This window comes from Nonomuraea sp. NPDC023979, assembly GCF_040639085.1.
GTDB classification, from domain to species: Bacteria; Actinomycetota; Actinomycetes; order Streptosporangiales; family Streptosporangiaceae; genus Nonomuraea; species Nonomuraea ceibae.
Genome location: NZ_JBEZZG010000002.1, coordinates 1 through 20,614 on the forward strand (window position 1 = coordinate 1; position 20,614 = coordinate 20,614).

The following is a 20,614-nucleotide window of genomic DNA, read 5'->3' on the forward strand; positions in this document are numbered from 1 at the left end:
GGATGTCTTGGAGTGACAGACCTCTTCTACAGCGGCTCCGCTGCTTTGTTCACCGGTCTTGACGAACAGCCCTCTCCCTTAACTGAACGGCGTTGCCTCTAGGACCCATCTCTACCAGGGCGAATACGCCCCGAGTCTCCTCGCCGAGCTCCGGGCGGAGGGCAAGGCGATCGCCCAGGCGAAGGGCCTGCCGGAATGGTCCGCAGAACACTTCGCCCAGGGCTACGTGCAGGGCTGCACGAAGGGGCTGACAACGGTCCTGCTGTTGTGCCTGGACAACCGTGGGCTCGCATCCCCCGACCAGGCAAGCGAGTATGTCAGAACCTGTGCCGACATCTCCACCCTGGCAACCTGGATCGGGCGAGCAGCGGTCAGCGACACCCTCGACGAGGTGTTCGCCTGACCCTCCACCCCGTCCCGACTCAGGGCGCCTGCCAAGGGAGACCCCGGGTGGCGCCTGCGAAGATTGCGCCATGCTGCAGGTTTGCCTCAACGGTGCTCGAAGCCGGGCCGAGTGTCCCCATCTGCCGGTGACCCCCGACGAACTGGCGGTGGCAGCCCGTGAAGCTGTCGCCGCCGGCGCCGAGGACATCCACCTGCACCCCAAGGACCACGACGGCCAGGACACGCTGGAAGCCACCGCCGTCGCCGCCGCTGTGAGCGCGGTGCGGGCTGCCGTCCCAGGCATCCCGGTCGGGGTCACCACCGGCGCATGGGCCACAGCGGACCCTCACGCCCGTGCCGCCCAGGTACGGGCGTGGACCGTACTGCCTGACCACGCTTCCGTGAACTGGCACGAGGACGGCGCCACCGAGGTCGCCGCAGCCCTGCTGGACAGGGGGATCGGCATCGAGGCTGGCATCTACTCCGGGACTCCCGCAGCACGACGGTTCCTGAGCTGGCCCGGATCCCGCCGATTCCTGCGTGTCCTGGCCGAGATCACCGAAGCCACCCCGCAGGACGGGCTCCACGCCGCAGCCGGCCTGCTGGACGAACTCGAACCGGCTGCCGCGCCGATTCTCCTGCACGGCGAGGACGCCACCGCGTGGCCCATCCTGCGGCTTGCCGCCTCCCGCCGCCTGCATGCCCGCATCGGCCTGGAAGACGTGCTCCACCTCCCCGACGGCACCCCCGCCCCGGACAACGCCGCCCTCATCCGCGCAGCACGCGAGATCATCCAGCACACACCCCAGGGCACGACTTAGCGAGTCGCTATCACGCACCCGTGCGGGAGGTTCGCGGCCGCAGACCCCCGAAGGTCGAGGCCACGCACCAGAGCGTCGGGGAGCGAGCTGCGCGAGGAAGCCTACGTCGGTGAAGTCGCAGGCCGCTGAGGCGTGGGAGAAGTCGGCGCACGCGGCTGGCGCCGTGGCGGTGGCCATGCACGCCGGGACAGTCACCAGGCCGGACGGCTTCAGCTACGTCTTAACAGAGGCCACCGCCGCATAGGACCGCGCTCACGTGAAGAGCGCGGCCTGGCCTTAGCTGCTCGCAGGATCGTCCGGCCCTGCCGTGGGCTCCCTCAAAGATGCGAGCGAGAAGGTCGCGCGATACTGCCCAAGATCATCGAAGCTGCGCGAGTACAGGGTGATGTCATCGTCCAGAGTGTCGTAGAGGGCAGCGCGTACGTCCGCGACGCCTATGAAGGACCAGGTGACGGTCTCGTCGTAGACGTTCTTATAGGAACTCGTCTCCTCATGACCCATCGCTTCGGCCGCAGCGCGCGCTTCCTCAATAGAGGCGGCGTGGATCAACACGATGTCCTCGCTGTAACGAGGGCGCGCGTAGCCTCCTTCGACCGTCGTTGCATAAACCAAAATCGCGATGTGCGGGCTTTTCGGATGGTCGTTCACGCTGGCCCCCTCCTGCATGGCGCACGCCGACCCCATTCGCATGGGGGTCGGCGCGTATTGGGAACGTTTAGTGTCCCGTTCCATGCTGGCTTTGTGAACCGGTTATTGGTGAGCAGCTTCCATGCTTCCGGCCCTGCGTGTTGATGGCGCATTCGGGTGCGATGAAGCTCGCGGCGGCGACCGACCTTAGTGCCGATGATGCAGGCGGCACAGGGGATCGGACTATCGTCTTCATGGTTGCGACCCTCCTCACTTGTTCATGTCGGTCTTCCGTCGGGTTCAACTGTCGGCGGCGGGTCTCCTCTCTTCGCGGACCTTCATCCGGACGATGACCGTGCCCGGAACGCGAGGTGGCGCAGGGCCCCTCACATCGGGGCCGGAGGTTACTTCCTTGTCGTCGAAAGACGTGACCGCGACGTTCCGCCTGGAAATGTCGGCGTGCGCGGGCATGGCCATGGCTAATTGGATTTATTTCAAAGTCTTGACAGCCGTCCAGAGCGGCCAGCGCGAGGGCGCGCGGCGGCCCGGCTGGGGTCCGGTGCTCAGGTCGGGTGGATGCGCAGTGCCTGGAGGTTGGCCAGTTCGTAGACGCCCCACCTGCCGAGTTCGCGCCCGTAGCCGCTGGCCTTGATGCCGCCGGTCGGGAGGCGCGGGTCGGTGGCGGAGATCGTGTTGACGAAGACGGACCCCGCATGGATGCGCTCGCTCACGGACGCGGCGTGTTCGCTGTCGGTGCTCCACAGGCTGCTGCTGAGCCCGTAGCGTGAGGCGTTCGCGAGGGCGATGAGCTCGTCGTCGTCAGCGCCGGTCGTCAGCGCGCCGAGCGGGCCGAACGTCTCCTCGGTCAGGAGGGCGGAGTCGTGCCCGTCCACTTCGACGATCGACGGCGGGAACCAGGCGCCTGCGGCGGGGTCGGGTGCGGCCGCCTGTGCGATCACCTTGGCTCCCGCCGCCAGGGCTCGGGCGCGTTGGTCACGGAGCGTGTCGCGCAGGTCGTGGCGGGCGAGCGGGCCGACGTCGACGGTCTCGTCCGTCGGGTCGCCGACTCTCAGCGCCTGGACGTGGGGGGTCAGTGCCTGCGCGAACGCGTCACGTACGTCGCGGTGGACGAGGATGCGCTTGGCGGCGATGCAGCTCTGCCCGCTGTTGAGGAACCGGGATCGCACGGCGGCGGCGGCCGCGGCCGGGAGGTCGGCGTCGGCCAGGACGATGAACGGGTCGGACCCGCCGAGTTCCAGCACGCACTTCTTGATCTCGGCGCCGGCGCGCGCGGCGACGAGGGCGCCGACCCGGTCGCTGCCGGTGAAGGTGACGGCGGCGATCCGGCGGTCGCCGATGAGGTTCGACGCCGTGGCCGCGTCGGCCACGACGGTCTGCAGCACCCCCGTCCCGAACGCCTCCTGGAACGCCTCCTCGATCGCCAGTGCGTTGCCCGTGACGGAGTCGGCGTGCTTGAGCACGACGGTGTCGCCGGCCGCGATCGCGGGCAGCATCGCCCGGATCACCTGCCACCAGGGGTAGTTCCACGGGAGGATGGCGAGCACGACGCCGATCGGCACGATCCGGACGATCGCGGTGTCGCCGTCCAGATCGAACGTCTCCGGCCGCAGGATCTCGGGAAGCCGGTCGGCGTAGTAGCGGCAGGCGGTGACGCATTTGTCGATCTCGGCCCGTGCCTGCGTGATCGGCTTGCCCATCTCGAGTGTGATGAGTGCGGCGAACGTCTCTCGCCGCTCCGCCAGGACGGCGCCGAGCCGGCTGATCGCCGCGACGCGTTCGTCCGTACGTGACCGTCCCCAGGTCGAGGTCGCGGCGGTGTCGAGCACCCGATCGAGTCCCTCGGGAGTGGTGTACGGGTGGAAGCCCAGTTCGTCGCCGGAGGCGGGGTTGACGGTGACGATGCCGCCGATGCCGCCGATGTCGCGGGTCACGCCGCGGCCTCGGCGACGGCATGCACCTCGCGGAGCCAGCGGGTGAAGCGTCCCGTGAGCGAGACGGGGTCGACCAGCAGCTTCTCGATGTCTGGAGCGTTCCCTTCCTCGATCGTGGCGTACAGGAACGCCGGCCCCTCCACCGTGAGCAGTTCGGCGAAGGCGGTGCTCAGCCCGTCGGCGGTTTGCGCCGCGCGCGTGGTCCAGCCGGCCGCGTCGGCCAGGCGCCGCAGGTCGACCTTCGGTGAGTAGGTCGGCAGCGCCCCGGTGGACCCGTACACCCCGTTGTCGAGGAGGACGAGGAGCAGGTTGGGCGGCGCGAGGTAGCCTCCGGTCGGCAGCACGTTCGGGTTCATGAGCAGCGAACCGTCCCCTTCGATGGCGACGACCTTGGGCGTCGACGGTCTCACGCTGAGCGCCAGCCCGGTCGCCACCGATCCCGCCAGGCCCATCGCGTCGAGGAGGTAGAGGTGGTTGTCGCTGTCCTTCACCGAGGCCAGCTCTCTGCTCGTCGCCGCGCAGGTCGCGATGACGGGATGGGAGCTCGTCAGGTCCGCCAGCACGCCGAGTGCTTCGATCCGCTTCATCAGGCGACCTTTCCGTCGGTGTTCCAGAAGGACCCGAGGACGACCACGGGCCGGTACGTCATGACCGCGTGCCTGCCGGCCTCCTGTACGGTGTCGTGCCAGTCTCCGGGGCCGCTTGTCCTGTCCAGTTCGATGACGGGCAGCCCGACGGCACGCAGGAGGGCCGGCACGGGCTGGCTGATGGAGTGGATCATCGAGTTGTACTCGCCGAGCCCTCCCCGGGTGTTGGCGAACACCAGCAGCGGCAGGTGGTAGGAGAGCGTGAACGTCGTCAGCGCCGTGAGCGCGTTCCCGAAGCCGTTGTCCTGCATGACCACGGTGCCGAGCCCGCCGGTGAACGCCACCGCCCCCATGACGCCGACCGCTTCCTCCTCCCGCGACAGCGGGGTGACGCGCGGTGAGACCCCGTTCGTGCCGCCGTCGTACGCGACCAGCGCGTTGATGACCGGCGCCACGGTCACGGACGGGATGTAGCCGACCCGGGTGGCTCCGGCCGCCCAGATGCCGTCGGCGACGGCTTGTGCGTATGTCATGGGTGTGCTTCCTCGGGTGTCGTGGATGCGGTTCCTCCGGGTGAGGAGGTGAGCGCGCGGGCGAGGACGGCCGGGTCGATGTTGCCACCGGACAGGACGGCGACCGCCCGCCCGTACCTGCGGGGATCGGCGAGCTGGGCGGCGACGCCGAGCGCTCCGCTGGGTTCCGCGACGAGACGGGCGTGACGGGCCAGGCTCGCCACCGCGGCGAGGATCTCGTCCTCGCTCACCGTGACGATCTCCTCAACGGTCGCCTGGATGATCGGGAAGGTGAGTTCGCCGACGAGCGGCGTCCGCGTTCCGTCGGCGATCGTGCGGTGCGTGGCGCGGGCGTCCCAGGCGACCCGTCGTCCGCTCGCGAGCGAGTCGCGCGCGTCCGCGGCCAGTTCAGGTTCGACGCCGACCACGCGCGTGCGCGGGGACGAGGCCGCGATCGCGACGCCCACTCCCGAGATCAGCCCACCGCCGCCGACCGGTACGAGCACGGTGTCGATGTCGTCCAGGTCTTCGAGCACTTCGAGGGCGAGCGTGCCCTGCCCGGCGATGACGTCGGCGTGGTCGAAGGGCGGGATCGTCGTCATCCCGCGCTCCGCCCGTACGGCGTCGGCGACGAGCTCTCTCCGGTCACTGGGGACGAGGACGACTTCGGCTCCCAGCGCCCTGGTCGCCGCCACCTTAACCGCCGTCGCCGAGTCCGGCATGACGACCACGGCCGGGATGCCCGCCGCGCGTGCGGCCCAGGCGACCGCCTGCCCGTGGTTGCCGCTCGAATGCGTGACCACGCCGTGCGCTCGGGTCTCGGGGCGGAGCCGGGCGATCGCGTTCACGGCCCCGCGGAGTTTGAAGGCCCCGATCGGCTGGAGGCTCTCGGCCTTCAGCCACAGCTCTCCTGGCGCCCAGGGGGCCGGGAGCAAGGGCGTCCGTACGACGTGGCCGGTGATCCTGTCCCGTGCCGCGACGACGTCGCCGATCGTCACGGGGAGCGCGGGCCTCGGCCCGGTCACGTCCTGAGGAGCGGCCCGCATTCAGGCTCCGCCCCGCGCGGCGATGGCGTCCAGCTCGATCCGGGCGCGATAGGGCAGCTCCGCGACCGCGACGCAGGTACGGGCCGGCCGCGGTTCGGGCAGGATCTGCTCGTAGATGGCGTCCACGGTGGTGCGGTCGCCCATCGACGCCAGGTAGACCGTGATCTTCACGACGTGCCGGAAGTCCAGCCCGGCCGAGGCCAGCCTGGCGCGCAGGTTCGCCAGGGCTTGGCGGGTCTCGTTCGCGACACCACCCGCCACCAGTTCGCCGTCGGCGATGCCGAGCTGTCCTGAGAGGAAGACGAGTCCGGTGTCGGTCTCGCGCACAGGGCTGTAGGGGTGCCGCGCCTGTGAGGGGCTCGCCGGTGCGAGGTTGGTCATACTCGATCTCCTAGGGGTGGTTCACGGGCACGCCCGTGACGAGGTGGCCGCGCATCCTGCGCACCAGGAAGGTCCCGGGGATGGCCGCGAGGACGAAGACGCAGCCCGCGACCGCGATGTAGGAGTGCACGCCGAGCGAGGAGTTCACGGTCTGCCCGTCGACCACGAGGTCCGTCGCGCCGAGGATCGCCGATCCGATGAAGCTCATCGTCACGGAGCCGACGGCGACCATGACCATGACCATGCTGGAGACGGTGCCCTGCCGCTCGCGCGGCGCCAGGATGGAGGCCAGGTTGAAGCCCGAGGTGACCAGCGAGCCCGCCGTGAGGCTCAGCAGGAACGAGCAGACCACGGCGATCGGCAGATTTCCCGCGCCGACGAGGAACATCCCGAGGGAGGCGATCGTCCCCAGCGCCACGCCGACGGCCAGCGGCCAGGCGGGGCCCACGCGGGTGGCGATCGCGCCCGCCACGATGCCGCCGAGCATGATCCCGATCGACGGGATGCCGAACATCAGGCCGAGCGCCGCCGGTCCGGCGATCCCGTAGCCGAGGCCCTCGTCCGGGGAGACGTCGATGAGCAGGCTGAACAGCGCGAGCAGGCTGCGATAGGCGCCCGTTCCCATGACGACCACGAGGAGTCCGAGCCCGAGAGCCAGCGGGATGCCGCGGATGTCGATCACGGGCTCCGGGGCGCGGCTCAGCACGACGAACCAGACGAGCAGCGCCACGACCCCCGCGACGAGGACGACCAGCGGCACGAGTGCCAGCCAGCCGAGCTCCTGCCCCAGACTGATGTACACCAGCACCCCCGCGAGCCCGCCGCCGAGCAGCAGCCCGCCCGCGACGTCGACCTTGCCCTTTGTCCTGAGCCGCGTTCGCGGGATCACGGCGCGGACGAAGAGCGCGCCCACGACCGCGAACGTCGCGGAGACCACGAACACGAACTGCCAGCCGAAGGCCTCCGTGGCGACCTGCAGGATGAAGGGTGAGACGATGCCGAAGACCGCCGAGCCCGAGGTGACGACACCGGTCACGATCATGGAGAACGTGGGGGCGCAGAGGTCGCGGATGATCGCGACAGTGAGGAACAACGCCGCGACGGCGGCGCCCTGGAGGACCCGCCCTAGGACGAAGACGCCGATGTGCGGCGCGGCCAGGCAGATCACCCCGCCCAGCCCGGCGACCAGCAGCGTGATCACGAGGACCTTGCGCTTGCCGTAGATGTCGGCGGACTTGCCGAGCAGCGGCGCCCACATCGCGCCCGCCAGCATCGCGCTGGAGTCGAGCCAGGCGAACTGGGTGGTGTCGAAGGCGTCGCGCAGTTGCGGAAGGACGAAGGTCGGCGCGGCGAGCACGGTGTCGACCATGACGTTCACCAGGACGAGAACGGCTACGTACCCGATCACCCGGCCGGTCCAGCCGGTGTGCAGATCATCGGGTGCGGGCGTTCCCGCGGTGGTGCTGGAGCTCATGTCCTGCATGAGCGTCTCCTTTCTGCGGAACACGCTGGGCTCAGGGGCGTGCCCCGGCGTGCGGTCCGTTCCGTCCGGCTGCTCGCGGCTCCGCAGGGGGGAGGGCGAGCCTGTGGATGACGCCCTGCTGGGCGACCAGGGCGATGTTCTCCGGCGCCGACAGCACGCCGATGTCCCGCAGGGGATCGCTCGCGCAGAGGACGAGGTCGGCGGCGTATCCGGTGCGCAGGGTCCCGAGCGTGTCCTCCACGCCGAGCAGATGGGCGCCGGCCGACGTCGCCGCGCGGATGGCCTCCATCGGCGACATCCCCAGCTCCACCAGGCACGAAAGCTCGAAGAGGTTCTGCCCGTGCGGGGTGATCCCGGCATCCGTGCCCGCCGCGATGCGCACCTTCCGCGCGATGGCCTCGGCGAGGTTCTCCTTGGCCAGCTCGTTCCAGCGCAGCTTCTTCTGGTAGCGCCACGGCGTGGTCGTGCGCGGGTCCAGCGGCTGGAAGACGGCCGACAGGGTCGGCACGAGGAAGGCCCCCTTCTCCCCGATGAGGTCGCAGCCCTCGTCGTCGATGCCGAAGCCGTGCTCGACCGAGCGGACACCGCCGCGGATCGCGGCCAGGATGCCGGCCCGTCCCTGCGCGTGCGCGGCGACGGGGCGTTCACCGTGGCGCCGCGCCTCGTCCACGACCGCCGCGATCTCCTCGTCGAGCAGATCCTGGTCGTCGGGGTCGTCGTGCGCGCTGCTGATGCCGCCGCTCGTGCAGATCTTGATCACGTCGGCGCCCGACCGGAGCATCCGCCGCGCGGCCTTCCGTACGCCGGGCACGTCGTCGGCGAGCTCGCAGTAGTCCAGACCGAGGCTCCTGCCGCCGGGCAGGGTGTCATCCGCGTGGCCGCCGGTGTGGCTGATGACGCCGACCGAGGTCTGCACGCGCGGCCCGGCCACCAGTCCCGTGGCGACGGCGTCGCGGAACGCGGCGGGAAGCCCGCCCAGATCCCGGACCGACGTGATCCCTGACGCGAGCGTGCGGCTCAGGCGTTCGGCGGTCCGGAGCGTCGCCAGGACGGGGTCCGTCAGCAGGGCGGTCTCCACGAGCGAACGGTCGGAGGGCAGGCCGAGGTGGGTGTGGCAGTCGAACAGCCCAGGCAGCAGCGTGCCGCCGCGGCCGTCGATCACCCTGACGTCCGGGTGCGCCTCGGGGGCCTGGGCGGCGGGACCCGCGTAGGTGATCCAGCCGTCGGCGTCGGACTCCAGGACGGCGTCGTCCACCACGTCATCGCTGACGCCGTCGATGAGCCGTACGTTCTCGACCCGAAGCGCGGCCCCGCCCCGTTCGAATGTCGCCTGTCCGAGTCCCACGCGCTCTGAACCCCCTCGTCCGGCCTGCGTTCTCACGCCGGCTGCCGGTTGTGTCGGTTCTCGTCACGGTAGGGTGATCCTGCGATTCGGCCGCGATATCGCAGGTAATCTCCATTGACTGCTTGATTCGCGCAGGAAAGTTCGAGTGAGATGGCCGCTACGTCCTATGACGAGCTCGACGTCGCCATCGTCGACGCCGTGCGATCCGCGCCGCGCGCGAGCTGGCGGAGCCTCGGGGAGGTCCTCGGGGTCGACCCGGTGACCGTGAGCCGGCGCTGGGCGCGCCTGGAGTCCGAGGGGGTCGCCTGGGTCGCCGCCCACCCCTCGGGACACGCGACCCCGGCGTGCGCGCTGGTGGAGATCGACTGCGCGCCGGGGCGGACGACCGAGGTCGCGCGTACGCTCGCGGAGCACCCGCAGGCCGCCACCGTCAAGGTGACCGGCGGCGCACGAGACGTGCTCGTGCTGGCGCAGGCGCCCGACCTCGCCTCGCTCTCGGTCTATCTCCTCGACCTCGTGGGGCGGGTCCCCGGGATCGCGAAGATCCGCAGCCATGTGGTCACCCGGTCGATCCTGCAGGCGAGCAACTGGCGGGAAGGCGCGCTCGACCCGGAGCAGCGACGCCGCCTCGGCCCGGCCACGGAGCCGGGGTCAGGAAGGGCCGACGCCGTCGACCGGACCGACCTGCGTATCGTCCGCGCGCTGCACCTCGATGGGCGGATGTCGTTCGAACGGCTCGCCGAGCAGGTGGATCTCGGGCCGGTGTCGGTACGTCGCCGGTTGTCGCGCCTCCAGGAGGCGGGGCTCATCCGCTTCCGCTGCGACATCTCCCGGCATCTGTCCGGCCGGTCGGTCTCGGCGGTGTACTTCGGCTCCCTGGACGTCCAGGACATGCGAGCGGCGGAGAAGCGCATCCGTTCCTTGCCGGGGGTCCGGGCCTGCACGTTCGTCGCGGGGCCGTTCAACGTGACGGTCGACGCGTCGTTGCGGTCGGCGGCCGAGGTGCACGACCTCGAATGGCGCATGAGCCAGGAGTTGCCGGCCCTGCGCGTGCAGGACCGCTCCGTCGTGCTCAGCATGACCAAGCTGCTGGGCCGGGTCCTGGACGCGGAGGGTCGATCCGTACGCGCCGTGCCGCTGGTGTTCGACGAGGGCGATCAGCCGTAGGCGCGCAGGAAGGCGTCCACCCCGTCGGCGATGATCGCCAGGATCTCCTCGACCTCGGCGTCCTTCCTGGTCTCGAGTGCCTCCAGCGCGAGGCTGAGCGTCAGGGCGGTGTAGTGCCGGGCCATCAGACGGGGGTTCGCGGCGCGGATCTTCCCCTGGTCCGCCAGTGCGGCGAAACGTTCCTCCAGCATCAGGTCCGGACGGTCGCGCTCGGCCTCGGCCAGTTGCGGTATCGACCACCGTTGCGAGGTCAGCCGCCGGAAGGTCAGGTACGCGGGCGACGGGAAGGTCTGCGTGACGATGCGCCGGCCGAAGGCGGTCAGCGCGTCGCGCAGGTCGCGGCCCGGGCTCAGCTCCTCGTCGATCGCGGCGCGTACGGTGTCGGCGAGCGTGTCGTTCACCCGCTCGAGCACGCGCAGGAAGATCGTCCCCTTCTCGCCGAAGTGGTCGTAGACGGTGCGCTTGGAGACCTGCGCCCGGGCCGCGATCGCGTCGACGCTCGTCCGCTCGTAGCCCTCGGCGATGAACAGGTCCTCCGCGGCATCCAGGATCGCCGCCTTCTTGCCCTCCGACCGTCGACGGCGTCCTGGCGTCTGAACCGCCGCTATACCCCTCGACATGATCTCAGCGTACGGCACCAGATGAAAGCACACTAACAAGTGTGCTTTTATGGGGATGCCCGCCGCATGCCCGGCGAGCGCACCCCGGCACCGCCCGCGGCGGTGCCCCTGCCGCATGGAGGTAGTGAGCATGGCATTCGATCCGGCAGACCACTGGGAGGGCTACCTCGCCCCGCCCGCCTTCGACGAGTACGCGGCCAGGTACGCGGACTTCTTCCGCATGAGGCGCGAAGACGGCATCATCGAGGTCCGCCTGCACACGAACGACGGCCCGTACGCCCACACCGCCGCCGCGCACAACGCGTGGCCGCGCGTGTGGCAGGAGATCGGCAACGATCCGGAGAACCACGTCCTGATCATCACCGGCACCGGCGGCAGGTGGATGACGGGCGACCCCAAGGGGCTCAACCCCAAACCCGCCTCCGAGCTGGACCCGGACCACATCTACCAGCGCATGGCGGACGGCTGGAAGCTCATCGAGAGCTTCGTCAACAACATCGACATCCCGACGATCGCCGCCGTCAACGGTCCTGGCGTGCACACCGAGTTCGCGATGATGAGCGACATCACGCTCGCCGCGCCGGACGCCGACTTCATGGACCCGCACTTCTGGCTCGGCTCCCCGCCGGGAGACGGCCAGGGCATGGCCCTCCAGACGCTGATGGGCATCAAACGCGCCGCGTACTACATCTACGCCGCCAAGCCGATCCCGGCGGACAAGGCTCTTGAGTGGGGCATCGTCAACGATGTGCTCCCTCGCGAGCACCTCCTCGACCGCGCCTGGGAACTGGCCAGATTCATCATGAAGCGGCCGCGTTACACCAGGTGGGCCACTCACAACATCGTGTCCCGGCACTGGAGGAAGGTCGTCGCCGAGGACTTCGGCTTCCACATGGCGCATCAGATGCTCGCCAACGTCGCCAGCAAGTCCCGGGTGCCCGACCCGGACCTGTTGGCCGACTCCGAGGCCCGCAAGCTGTTCTGACCGAAAGCCCCACGATCGGAGCCCTCCGCCATGCCCGACCCCTCGCAACCGCTTTCGCGCCTCCTCACGGACGCGGCCGGGCGACTCCGCCCCGAGTCGCCCTGCCTCGTGGTCGCCGCGGTGCCGGCACATCCGGCGCCGGCCGAGCTCCCCGCACCGAGCGGGGAGGACCTGCGGCGATGGCTCAGGCGACACGTCGCGCACTGGCCGGCTCCCATCGCCATCGGCGCGGAGCCGCCACAACCACGCCCGGACGGCGCGCTGGCCTTCGCGCCGTCACGGCGTCCGGGCCACCCGGCCGCCGGCGGGTACTACTGCGAGTTCCACCCGGACGGCTCCGCGCTCGCAGGACTGCAGGTGGGGACGCTGCGCGACAGCCCCGCCGACGGCCGCCAGGTCTGGGCGCTCGGCGAGGGCGCCGTCGCGTGGATCACCGTCGCGCTGGTGCGCCTCCTGGCGGCGAACGCCGCACGAGCCGTAGGGGAACGCATTGCCTCACCCACCGCCCAGCTCGCCGTCGAAGCGGCCCTCATCCCCGCTACCGACGCCGAACACGCGGCGCCGATAGAGGTGTGGAATCACGCCGGCACAACGTACGGCCCGGCGGGAGACCGCCGGCTCACCGGGACCGCCTCCGCTCGCCACCTCGCCGACCTGGCGACGTGCCTGTCACCCGCGCTCACGACGGCGGTACGACCGCTCATCGTCGATCTGCTGCGCCGGTTCGGACTTTCCGGGTCACGCCACATCGACCCCGCCGGGGTCCTCCGGCGCGACCATTTCACCGGCTATGACCAGGAGATCCACGCGTGGGCCGACGCGATCGGCGTCCCCTCCCGCTCCGGCCCGCCCACCGCCGCCGTACGCGGCCGGACAGGAGAAACGCATGAGACCGCTCCCCATCGGCCCGGGTGAGCGGCACGCCGCGAACCCGTCATGGGAGTACAGCGGGCGCCGGTGCCCACCCCGCCAGGCTCAGCCCGTCCGGTTGAGTCCGGACGGGTCGATGACGACGAATCCGTTTCGGCGGTGACATCGTCCTGACGCCGTGAGGAACATCGGGTCCTCACGGTGCCAGGTCGCGGTCCCGCTGAACCGGTCACCGGGCAGGAGATTCCCGACACCGGGCAGCGCGACGCCCCGGCGCTCCCCCGCGCGGAACGGCGCCGCGCCGATCGGCCACAGGGGCACGACCATGCTGCCGCCGATGTCCACCGCCAGACAGGACTGGTCGCCGACCCACGTCAGCCGCCCGCTGAAGGGCACGCGGGCACCCTCCTGTGTGTCGTGTACGAGGATCTGCGGATCCGCGCCGATCATGCACACGGCGGCCCGGCACGCTGTCGTGGGCGGTGATGCGAGGACGGGCCGGGCCGGCGTGCCTGACATGCTCGGCAGTAGGGCAAGGCCGGCGAGCGTGGCGGCGAAGAACCACGACCTCATGGCTGCCTCCCCTGGCAGGGCTCCCCCGGACGACACGGCCCGAGCCCGCCGGGCGCGAAGCGCCTGACGGGCGAGGACCTTCGCGGGAACAGGGGCCCTACTCGTCCCCCTCCACCCGCATCACGCTGGCGATGGCCCGGACGATGTCGAGCTCCCGCAGCCCCTCCATGGTCGCCGTCAGGGCGGCGTCGGTGGCCCGGTGGGTGACGATGACGAGCTGGGCGTCGTCGCCGTGCCCTTCCTGCCTGACCGTCTGGATGGACACGTCGTGCTTGGCGAACAGCTCCGCCACCCGGGCCAGGACGCCCGGCTTGTCGGCCACGTCGAGGGCCACGTGGCAGCGCGTGACGGTCTCCCCCATGGGGTGGACGGTCAGCGAGGCGTAGGTGGACTCCTCGGGCCCGCGGGTGCCGGCCAGGCGGTTGCGGGCGACGGCGACGAGGTCGCCGAGGACGGCGGAGGCCGTGGGGGCGCCGCCGGCGCCCTTGCCGTAGAGCATGAGCTGCCCGGCCGACTCGGCCTCGACGAAGACCGCGTTGTACGCCTCCCGTACCCCGGCGAGGGGGTGGGTGCGCGGGATCATGGCCGGGTGGACGCGGACGCCGATGGAGCGGCCGTCGTCGGAGCGGGCGCAGATGGCCAGCAGTTTGATGACGTAGCCCATGGCCTTGGCGGAGGCGACGTCGGTGGCAGTGATCTCGGTGATGCCTTCGCGGTGCACCTGTTCGGCGGTGACGCGGCTGTGGAAGGCGAGCCCGGCGAGGATGGCGGCCTTGGCGGCGGCGTCGAAGCCTTCGACGTCGGCGGTGGGGTCGGCTTCGGCGTAGCCGAGGGTCTGGGCCTCTTCGAGGGCGTCGGTGAAGGACGCCCCGGTGGAGTCCATCTTGTCGAGGATGTAGTTGGTGGTGCCGTTGACGATGCCGAGGACGCGGTTGACGTGGTCGCCGGCGAGGGATTCGCGCAGCGGGCGCAGCAGCGGGATGGCGCCGGCGACGCTGGCTTCGAAGTACAGGTCGCCGTTGCCGGTGCGGGCGGCCTCGTGGAGGGCGGCGCCGTCCTCGGCGAGCAGCGCCTTGTTGGCGGTGACGACGGACTTGCCGCGGGACAGGGCGGCGATGATGAGGGAGCGGGCGGGTTCGATGCCGCCGATGACCTCGATGACGATGTCGATGTCGTCGCGCGTGACGAGGGCTTCGGCGTCGGTGGTGAGGAGGGCGGGGTCGACCTCGACGTCACGCTTGCGGCCGAGGCGGCGTACGGCGACGCCGGCGAGCTCCAGGGGAGCGCCGATGCGGGCGGTCAGGTCGTCACGCTGCTCGTGGATGAGCCTGATGACCTGGGAGCCGACGACGCCGCAGCCCAGCAGGGCCACCTTCAACGGTTTGCTCATAGTTGCCCCCTCAGCAGGTCGTCCTCGGTCTCGCCCCGTACGATCACCCGCGACTGCCCGCTGTTGACGGCGACGACGGCGGGCCTGGGCAGGTAGTTGTAGTTGCTGGCCAGCGACCGGCAGTAGGCGCCGGTGGCGGCGATCGCGATCAGGTCGCCGGGCGCGAGGTCTGCGGGCAGGTAGCAGTCGCGCACGATGATGTCGCCGCTCTCGCAGTGCTTGCCGACGATGCGGCTGAGCATGGGCTCGGCGCTGCTCTCGCGGCTGGCGAGCACGGCGGTGTACTCGGCGCCGTAGAGGGCCGTGCGCACGTTGTCGCTCATGCCGCCGTCGATGCTCACGTACGTGCGGAGCCCTTCGACGTTCTTGACGGTGCCGACTTCGTACAGGGTGATGCCGCCGGGGCCGACGACGGCGCGGCCGGGCTCGACGGTGAGGCGGGGGACGGGCAGGCCCGCGTCGGTGCAGACCTTGCGGACGATCTCGCGCAGGCCGTCGGCGATGCGCTTGACGTCGAGGGCCTCGTCGCCGTCGAGGTAGGCGATGCCGTAGCCGCCGCCGAGGTCGAGCTCGGGGAGCACGACGCCGTGCTCGTCCTTGATCTGGACGAGGAGGGTGGCCAGGCGGCGGGCGGCGACCTCGAACCCGGCCACGTCGACGATCTGGGAGCCGATGTGGGAGTGGAGGCCGACGAGCTCCAGCGACGGGAGCTGGAGGATGCGGCGGACGGCCTCGGCGGCGGCGCCGGCGTTGAGCGAGAGGCCGAACTTCTGGTCGTCGTGGGCGGTGGCGATGAACTCGTGGGTGTGGGCCTCGACCCCGGTGGTGACGCGGATCATCACCTTGGGTCGCAGGCCGCGCTGCTCGGCGAGGTAGCCGAGGCGGGCGATCTCCTCGAAGGAGTCGACGACGATGTGGCCGACTCCGGCGTCGAGGGCGCGGGTGAGCTCGGCGGCGGACTTGTTGTTGCCGTGCAGGGTGATGCGTTCGGCGGGGAAGCCGACGCTGAGGGCGACGGCGAGCTCGCCGCCGCTGGCCACGTCGAGGCCGAGCCCTTCGGCCTCCAGCCAGCGGACGATCTCCTTGCACAGGAAGGCCTTGCCGGCGTAGTGCACGTCGGAGCCCTGGAAGGCGGCCGCGTAGTCGCGCATGCGCGAGCGGACGTCCTCCTCGTCGAGGACGTAGAGGGGGGTGCCGTGCTCGCGGGCCAGGTCGCGTACGTCGGCGCCGCCGATCGTGAGCGCGCCATCGGTCCGGCTCGACGTTCGGGGCCAGATCGCGGGGTTGATCCGGTTGAGGTCGTCGGGCGCCAGCGGGGGGCGCTCGTGGGGCGGCGTCTCGGCGTGCCGGTCCCCGGCAGGATGGGCGAATCGACTCACCCGATCGAGGCTATCGGACCCGGTGTTCACCACGGACCCGATGCCCACGTATCGAGACGCGATCACCGCCCAAACGCGAATATTTTACGATTTTTCACCGTTTGGCCGGATATTTTGTGATCCCTCAGAGCCGATCCGGCCCCACCAGCACATCCCGTACGGCCCGCGCCAGCCTCACCCGGGCCCCGTGCAGCGGCCCGGCGGGCGTGTCGCCGATCGGCACGGCCGGGGCGTGCTCGTGCGCGTCGTGGTAGGCGAGCGCCAGCCGCACCAGGAAAGCCTCCCACCCCGGGTCGCGGCTCGCCAGCCGTCCGGGCACCTCGGCCAGCGCCCGCAGCACCGCCCGGTCGCGGGGATCGTCGAGCAGCTCGGGCCGGAACTCCTCCGGAACCCCCAGCTCCCGCCCCCACCGCTGCACCGCCACCGCCCTGGCATGGGCGTAACGCACCACGAATCCGGGGTTGTCCCACGTACGAGGAAAGTCCGGCCAGCCGGGATCGCGGAGCTCCAGCGGCTCGATCTCGGTCACCAGCTCCCCCGGCACGGGCACCACCACGCGCAGGAACCCGTTGCCCCGCACCTCGACCGGCCCCACGCCGGGCAGCTCCCGCACCCGCGCGGCCAGCTCGGCGGCGGGGACGCGGCGGCGCAGCGCGGCGGCCGACACGTAGGCGGCCTCCCGCTCCCACGTGCCGTCGGGCACCGGCGGCTCGCCGAGCACCCCGGCCAGCCGCCCGGGCGTCACGGGCTCAGATGAGCGCGTGCGGCTCGGCGGAGCCGTACTCGACCAGGTGGGCGGCGCCCAGCAGCCACCGGTCCTCGTCGCGGACGCGCACGTAGCCGAAGCGGTCGGCGGAGAAGACCTTGATCCCGTCCTCGCGGCAGCGGCGCATGAGCACCTCGTCCCAGCCGTCGGTGAGGTCGGCGAAGCCGAGCTCGCGCAGCGTGTTGCGGCGGGCGAGCAGCGTGCCGCCGGTGATCTCCGGCAGGTACGTGTACTCGGCGTCGGGCTGCTTGAGCAGCGTGGCCTGCGGCTTGCGCAGGTGGGCGTAGAAGGCGGCCTTGCCGACGATGTCGGCGGTGCCGAACAGGAACGCCCGCCGCAGGTCGGTCAGGTAGTGGGAGCCGTAGACGTCGCGCGGGTCCATGACCGCGACCAGGTCGGCCTCGCACAGGTCGAGGCCGCGGCCGAGCATCGCGCCGACGGTCATGCCCGGCTGCAGCGGCCGGTGGATGACGTCGGCGCCGGGCAGCGTGTCGCGGGCGCGCTGCTCGGCCTCCGGCGGGCCGATGACGATGAGCTGGGTGATGCCGTTCTGCCGGCCGACCTGGGCCAGCGCGTGCTCCATGCGGGTCACGTCGGGGACGGCCAGCAGCACCGACACGTCGAGCGTGGCGCGGGCGCTGGGCAGCCCGATCGTCTGCAGGAGCGCGTCGACGTGCTCGGTCATGGTGCCGGAGGCGTAGGCGCGGCGCAGGGCGACGTGCGCCCGGCGGCTGTCGGGGTCGTCGCCGATCGGCGTGCCGCAGGCGGCGAGCTCGGCCAGCCGCCACGTCGGGGTGCCGGGCGGGCAGGTGACCGCGGCCGGCCAGCGGTAGGAGGTGAGCACGTCCGGGTAGGCCAGGTGGTCCGGCAGGAGCTGGTCGAGGCTGAGCACCCGGTCGATGCGCCCGCCGGCCAGCGGCAGCGGGTTGTGCACGCGCGGCTGCACGCCGAACGGCAGCCTCGGCCAGGCCACGGCCGGGTCGGCGGAGAAGCGGTGCTCGAACAGCCCGGCCGAGGCGGCGAAGTCGGCGGGGTCGCCGTGCGTGTGCCAGAACACGGTCCGGATGCCGCGCTCGGCGCACCAGGCGAGCAGCGCGCGCAGCCCCTCGCCCGGCTCGCCCAGCAGCTCTTCGGCCCACGGCCCCTGCGTGACGGACTCGACCAGCAGCAGGTGCGGCACCTCCTGCGGCAGCACCCGGGCGAAGTCGCGCGGGGTGAAGCCGGTGGTCTGCCGCCATTCGTAGCGCAGCAGCGCCTCGGCGTGCGGCTCGGCGACGACCGCCGCGGTGATGTGCGGGCGGGTGTTGGGGCCGGTCGGCACCCGGTAGGGCTTGAGCTTGAAGGAGGCGCCGCCGAGCGTGCGGGTGGTGGCGGTGGCCTGGTAGGCGGCGCCGGGCCGCTCGTCCTGGGCCCTGGCGGCGGCCACGGGCTTGCGCTTGGGCGCGGTCGGACGCTTGACCGGCCGGGCGGCGCCCTTGAGCTCCTTGGCCAGGCGGACCGGGTTGCTCTTGCCGGTCTTGATGGCGTCGCCCAGCCGGTTCCAGCGGGCGACCTTGATCGAGGAGAGCTTCCAGTTGGCCACCTCGGCCTGGTAGCGCTGCTCGGCGAGCTCCTTGCGGAGCTTGTCGGCGGCGGCGCGCTCGTCGGCCAGGCGCTCCTCGGCCTCGCTCAGCCGGTCGGCGAGGGCCTTGACCTCCTCGGCACGGCTCTCGGCCTCGGCCAGCCTGCTCTGGACGGCGTCCAGCAGCCTGGCCAGCTCCGCCGCGTGCTCGGCCTGCGCGACCGCCTCACGCAACGCCCTGCGCGTGCTTTCCAGCTCGGTAGACAACAGGACCTCCGTCTCTCAGCCCGGCAAAGGATACTCTTTTGCGGGAAGCGCCTCGAAGGGATGAGATCCGGTGCAGTTCAACGTACGACCCTACGTCTGCGGCGGTCTCGGCCGGATCGACACCGCGGTGCTCGGCAAGCTGTCGGCCGCGGGCCCGCGGGTGCGTCCCGCTCTCCAGACGGCCGAGGCGGCCCTGTTCAGCTCGGCGCCGCTGCCGCCCTACCGGCGCTCAGGCGAGGCGTTCGCGTTCGCCTGGGGCGAGCGCAGGCCCGCCGGTGAGGGCGACTGGATGACGGTCGCGGAGACGTACGAGGCTCCGGGCCTGATGGGCGACGGCCCGCGCGTCACGCTCCACACGGGCGCGCTGGGGCTGGTCGACGTCTATTACGTACGGGTGGGCGAGGCGGTCTACTTCTCGTCCCTGATCGAGCCGCTGCTGTCGCTGGCGCCGGTCGAGATCGACTGGGCGGCCTGGGCGTCGATCCTTCAGGTGACGTTCCCGCTGGGCGAGGCGACGCCCTACCAGCGGATCAAGCGGCTGCCCGGCTCCAGCGCGCTGGTGTGGGACCAGGGCAGGCTGTCCACCGAGCGGCGCCTGCCGCGCTGGCTGCGCACCGAGCCGTACGAGACGTGGACGAGCGCCGGGGAGATCCTGGAGCTGCTGCACGAGGTCTACAAGGACTACGACGGGCGCAAGCTGCTGGTGCCGATCAGCGGCGGCTACGACTCGCGGCTGCTGGGCAGCGTGGCCAAGGCGCGCGGGTTCGACGTGGAATCGTGGACGACCAGCCCCGACGACGGCACCGACACCGACATCGCCTTCGCCCGGGCCATCACCCGCGAGCTGGGCATCCCGCACCGGGTGATCGAGCAGGACCCGGCCGCCTACCCGGACGACGCCGTGGAGGTGGCGCGCAGGCTCGAATACCTGACGCCGCATCACGCCTGGTACGCGCCGTTCGCCAAGGAGGTGCACCAGGCGGGGCGGGTGCTGGTCGACGGGCTGGCGGGCGGGCCGCTGCTGAAGAACTTCATGGTCAGCGGCGCCGCCCTGGAGGCCACGACGCAGGCCGAGCGGTCGGCGGCGGTGCTGGGCTCGCTGAGCCTGGGCGCGCCGTCGCAGCCGTTCCTGTCGAAGGCGGCGGCGCAGTGGATGGCCGAGACCGTGCAGGAGCAGTTCCTGGCGGCCACCTCGATGCTCCACGGGCACCGGGCCGAGCTGCCGCTCTCGGTGCTCCACACGCGCACGGTGCGGGGCATCGCGCGCTCGGCGGTCAACCTGGTGGGGCCGGAGGCGTCGTTCGCGGCGCCGTTCATCCATCCCGACTTCTTCGACGCCGCGCTCTCGGTCGGCGTGGCGCGCAAGGCGCAGGGCCGCTTCTACCGCGAGGTGCTGCACGCCGCCAACCCGCGCGTGGCCGCGCTGCCCTCGACGAACGTGGTCAAGCAGCCGCTGCGGCGGGTGCCGCTGCGCTCCACGGCCGCGCCCGCGCGCGCCTACTCCCACCGCATGCTGGACGTGGTGGCGACCCGGGTGCCGGGGCTGCTGTCGGACGAGCTGCACGAGGTGGTGGCGGGCGGGCCCGACGCGCTGACGCGGTTCAACGGCTGGAACGACCGGTTCTGGGTGCGCGGTCTGGTGCTGTTCGGGCTCTGGCTGAGCGACTTCGAAAGCGAGCTGGACGACCTGTCTGCCCCCTTCTAGTTACAGGGAGAAGAACGGTCGGTAACATCACGATTACACAGCGATCTCTTGGGTATTACAGCTCGCACAGCACAAGCGGGTTCCGGAAAGCCAACGGGCTGGTAGTGTTCGGCCCGTAAGCGCCGCACAAGCGGGCACCGGATCACAAATCCGGTCCTGTCGAGGGCATGGGATCGCAGGGATGACGACCCAG

Annotated in this window: 19 protein-coding genes; 5 read left to right on the plus strand and 14 right to left on the minus strand. The window is 71.2% G+C overall.

The genetic code is table 11. The features are described from left to right. Positions 1–473: 473 nt before the first annotated feature. Positions 474–1,205, plus strand: a complete 732-nt coding sequence (locus tag AB0G11_RS03375) for a 3-keto-5-aminohexanoate cleavage protein (RefSeq protein WP_357583710.1) — start codon at positions 474–476, stop codon at positions 1,203–1,205. A 276-nt stretch (positions 1,206–1,481) separates the two neighbouring features. Here AB0G11_RS03375 and AB0G11_RS03380 read toward each other — a convergent pair whose 3' ends face one another. The 8 genes from AB0G11_RS03380 to AB0G11_RS03415 all read right to left on the minus strand — a co-directional run bounded on the left by AB0G11_RS03380 (position 1,482) and on the right by AB0G11_RS03415 (position 9,138). Beyond that, positions 1,482–1,853, minus strand: a complete 372-nt coding sequence (locus AB0G11_RS03380) for a DUF4288 domain-containing protein (RefSeq protein ID WP_357583712.1) — start codon at positions 1,851–1,853, stop codon at positions 1,482–1,484. Positions 1,854–2,395: 542 nt separating this feature from the next. Further along, positions 2,396–3,784, minus strand: a complete 1,389-nt coding sequence (locus tag AB0G11_RS03385) for an aldehyde dehydrogenase family protein (RefSeq protein WP_357583714.1) — start codon at positions 3,782–3,784, stop codon at positions 2,396–2,398. Further along, positions 3,781–4,371, minus strand: a complete 591-nt coding sequence (locus tag AB0G11_RS03390) for a thiamine pyrophosphate-dependent enzyme (protein WP_357583716.1) — start codon at positions 4,369–4,371, stop codon at positions 3,781–3,783. Before AB0G11_RS03390 ends, AB0G11_RS03385 begins: the two co-directional genes overlap by 4 nt. Then, positions 4,371–4,904, minus strand: a complete 534-nt coding sequence (locus tag AB0G11_RS03395; RefSeq protein WP_357583717.1) for a hypothetical protein — start codon at positions 4,902–4,904, stop codon at positions 4,371–4,373. Before AB0G11_RS03395 ends, AB0G11_RS03390 begins: the two co-directional genes overlap by 1 nt. Beyond that, positions 4,901–5,929, minus strand: a complete 1,029-nt coding sequence (locus AB0G11_RS03400) for a threonine/serine dehydratase (RefSeq protein ID WP_357583719.1) — start codon at positions 5,927–5,929, stop codon at positions 4,901–4,903. Before AB0G11_RS03400 ends, AB0G11_RS03395 begins: the two co-directional genes overlap by 4 nt. After that, positions 5,930–6,310 carry a Rid family hydrolase gene (locus tag AB0G11_RS03405; protein WP_219505923.1) on the minus strand — a complete coding sequence of 127 codons (381 nt, stop codon included), beginning with the start codon at positions 6,308–6,310 and terminating at the stop codon, positions 5,930–5,932. 10 nt (positions 6,311–6,320) lie between these two features. Beyond that, positions 6,321–7,793: an MFS transporter gene (locus AB0G11_RS03410; protein ID WP_357583721.1), complete on the minus strand. Its 1,473-nt coding sequence runs from the start codon at positions 7,791–7,793 to the stop codon at positions 6,321–6,323. Between the two features lie 31 nt (positions 7,794–7,824). Beyond that, positions 7,825–9,138 (minus strand): amidohydrolase family protein, encoded by a 1,314-nt coding sequence (locus AB0G11_RS03415; RefSeq protein WP_357583723.1) that lies wholly within the window; start codon positions 9,136–9,138, stop codon positions 7,825–7,827. Between the two features lie 150 nt (positions 9,139–9,288). Here AB0G11_RS03415 and AB0G11_RS03420 point away from each other — a divergent pair, with 150 nt between their 5' ends. Continuing rightward, on the plus strand, positions 9,289–10,305 hold the full coding sequence (locus AB0G11_RS03420) for an AsnC family transcriptional regulator (protein ID WP_219505926.1): 1,017 nt from the start codon (positions 9,289–9,291) through the stop codon (positions 10,303–10,305). Here the strand turns inward: AB0G11_RS03420 and AB0G11_RS03425 are convergent. Continuing rightward, positions 10,296–10,925: a TetR/AcrR family transcriptional regulator gene (locus AB0G11_RS03425; RefSeq protein ID WP_357583724.1), complete on the minus strand. Its 630-nt coding sequence runs from the start codon at positions 10,923–10,925 to the stop codon at positions 10,296–10,298. The two genes, AB0G11_RS03420 and AB0G11_RS03425, sit on opposite strands and share 10 nt — an antisense overlap. 130 nt (positions 10,926–11,055) lie before the next feature. Here AB0G11_RS03425 and AB0G11_RS03430 point away from each other — a divergent pair, with 130 nt between their 5' ends. Together AB0G11_RS03430 and AB0G11_RS03435 are read left to right on the plus strand one after the other, a co-directional pair. After that, a complete protein-coding gene (locus tag AB0G11_RS03430) occupies positions 11,056–11,910 on the plus strand; it encodes an enoyl-CoA hydratase/isomerase family protein (RefSeq protein WP_219505930.1) in 855 nt (284 codons plus the stop codon). 120 nt (positions 11,911–12,030) lie between these two features. Next, the gene (locus AB0G11_RS03435; protein WP_357583726.1) at positions 12,031–12,825 is read left to right on the plus strand and encodes a hypothetical protein; all 795 of its coding nucleotides are present in this window, start codon (positions 12,031–12,033) and stop codon (positions 12,823–12,825) included. Positions 12,826–12,885: 60 nt separating this feature from the next. Here AB0G11_RS03435 and AB0G11_RS03440 read toward each other — a convergent pair whose 3' ends face one another. The 5 genes from AB0G11_RS03440 to AB0G11_RS03460 all read right to left on the minus strand — a co-directional run bounded on the left by AB0G11_RS03440 (position 12,886) and on the right by AB0G11_RS03460 (position 18,716). Next, complete coding sequence (locus AB0G11_RS03440) at positions 12,886–13,353, minus strand: hypothetical protein (protein WP_357583728.1); 468 nt, start codon at positions 13,351–13,353, stop codon at positions 12,886–12,888. A gap of 97 nt (positions 13,354–13,450) precedes the next feature. Then, positions 13,451–14,743 (minus strand): homoserine dehydrogenase, encoded by a 1,293-nt coding sequence (locus AB0G11_RS03445; protein ID WP_219505934.1) that lies wholly within the window; start codon positions 14,741–14,743, stop codon positions 13,451–13,453. Further along, on the minus strand, positions 14,740–16,122 hold the full coding sequence (gene lysA, locus AB0G11_RS03450; RefSeq protein WP_219505936.1) for a diaminopimelate decarboxylase: 1,383 nt from the start codon (positions 16,120–16,122) through the stop codon (positions 14,740–14,742). The genes AB0G11_RS03445 and lysA overlap by 4 nt, the downstream gene beginning before the upstream one ends. A 124-nt stretch (positions 16,123–16,246) precedes the next feature. Then, positions 16,247–16,867, minus strand: coding sequence for an anticodon-binding protein (locus AB0G11_RS03455; RefSeq protein WP_219505938.1), 621 nt, complete (start codon positions 16,865–16,867; stop codon positions 16,247–16,249). A 4-nt stretch (positions 16,868–16,871) separates the two neighbouring features. Further along, positions 16,872–18,716, minus strand: a complete 1,845-nt coding sequence (locus tag AB0G11_RS03460) for a hypothetical protein (RefSeq protein ID WP_357583730.1) — start codon at positions 18,714–18,716, stop codon at positions 16,872–16,874. Positions 18,717–18,786: 70 nt separating this feature from the next. On the opposite strand from AB0G11_RS03460, the gene AB0G11_RS03465 reads away from it, so the two are divergent. Further along, positions 18,787–20,421, plus strand: a complete 1,635-nt coding sequence (locus tag AB0G11_RS03465) for an asparagine synthetase B family protein (RefSeq protein ID WP_357583732.1) — start codon at positions 18,787–18,789, stop codon at positions 20,419–20,421. Positions 20,422–20,614 lie beyond the last annotated feature (193 nt).

What these genes read in the sequence shown, in the direction of transcription:
- AB0G11_RS03375 (WP_357583710.1), top strand. Translation starts at nt 474, where the DNA reads ATGCTGCAGGTTTGCCTCAACGGTGCTCGAAGCCGGGCCGAGTGTCCC.
- AB0G11_RS03390 (WP_357583716.1), bottom strand. Translation starts at nt 4,371, where the DNA reads ATGAAGCGGATCGAAGCACTCGGCGTGCTGGCGGACCTGACGAGCTCC.
- AB0G11_RS03395 (WP_357583717.1), bottom strand. Translation starts at nt 4,904, where the DNA reads ATGACATACGCACAAGCCGTCGCCGACGGCATCTGGGCGGCCGGAGCC.
- AB0G11_RS03400 (WP_357583719.1), bottom strand. Translation starts at nt 5,929, where the DNA reads ATGCGGGCCGCTCCTCAGGACGTGACCGGGCCGAGGCCCGCGCTCCCC.
- AB0G11_RS03405 (WP_219505923.1), bottom strand. Translation starts at nt 6,310, where the DNA reads ATGACCAACCTCGCACCGGCGAGCCCCTCACAGGCGCGGCACCCCTAC.
- AB0G11_RS03410 (WP_357583721.1), bottom strand. Translation starts at nt 7,793, where the DNA reads ATGCAGGACATGAGCTCCAGCACCACCGCGGGAACGCCCGCACCCGAT.
- AB0G11_RS03420 (WP_219505926.1), top strand. Translation starts at nt 9,289, where the DNA reads ATGGCCGCTACGTCCTATGACGAGCTCGACGTCGCCATCGTCGACGCC.
- AB0G11_RS03425 (WP_357583724.1), bottom strand. Translation starts at nt 10,925, where the DNA reads ATGTCGAGGGGTATAGCGGCGGTTCAGACGCCAGGACGCCGTCGACGG.
- AB0G11_RS03430 (WP_219505930.1), top strand. Translation starts at nt 11,056, where the DNA reads ATGGCATTCGATCCGGCAGACCACTGGGAGGGCTACCTCGCCCCGCCC.
- AB0G11_RS03440 (WP_357583728.1), bottom strand. Translation starts at nt 13,353, where the DNA reads ATGAGGTCGTGGTTCTTCGCCGCCACGCTCGCCGGCCTTGCCCTACTG.
- AB0G11_RS03445 (WP_219505934.1), bottom strand. Translation starts at nt 14,743, where the DNA reads ATGAGCAAACCGTTGAAGGTGGCCCTGCTGGGCTGCGGCGTCGTCGGC.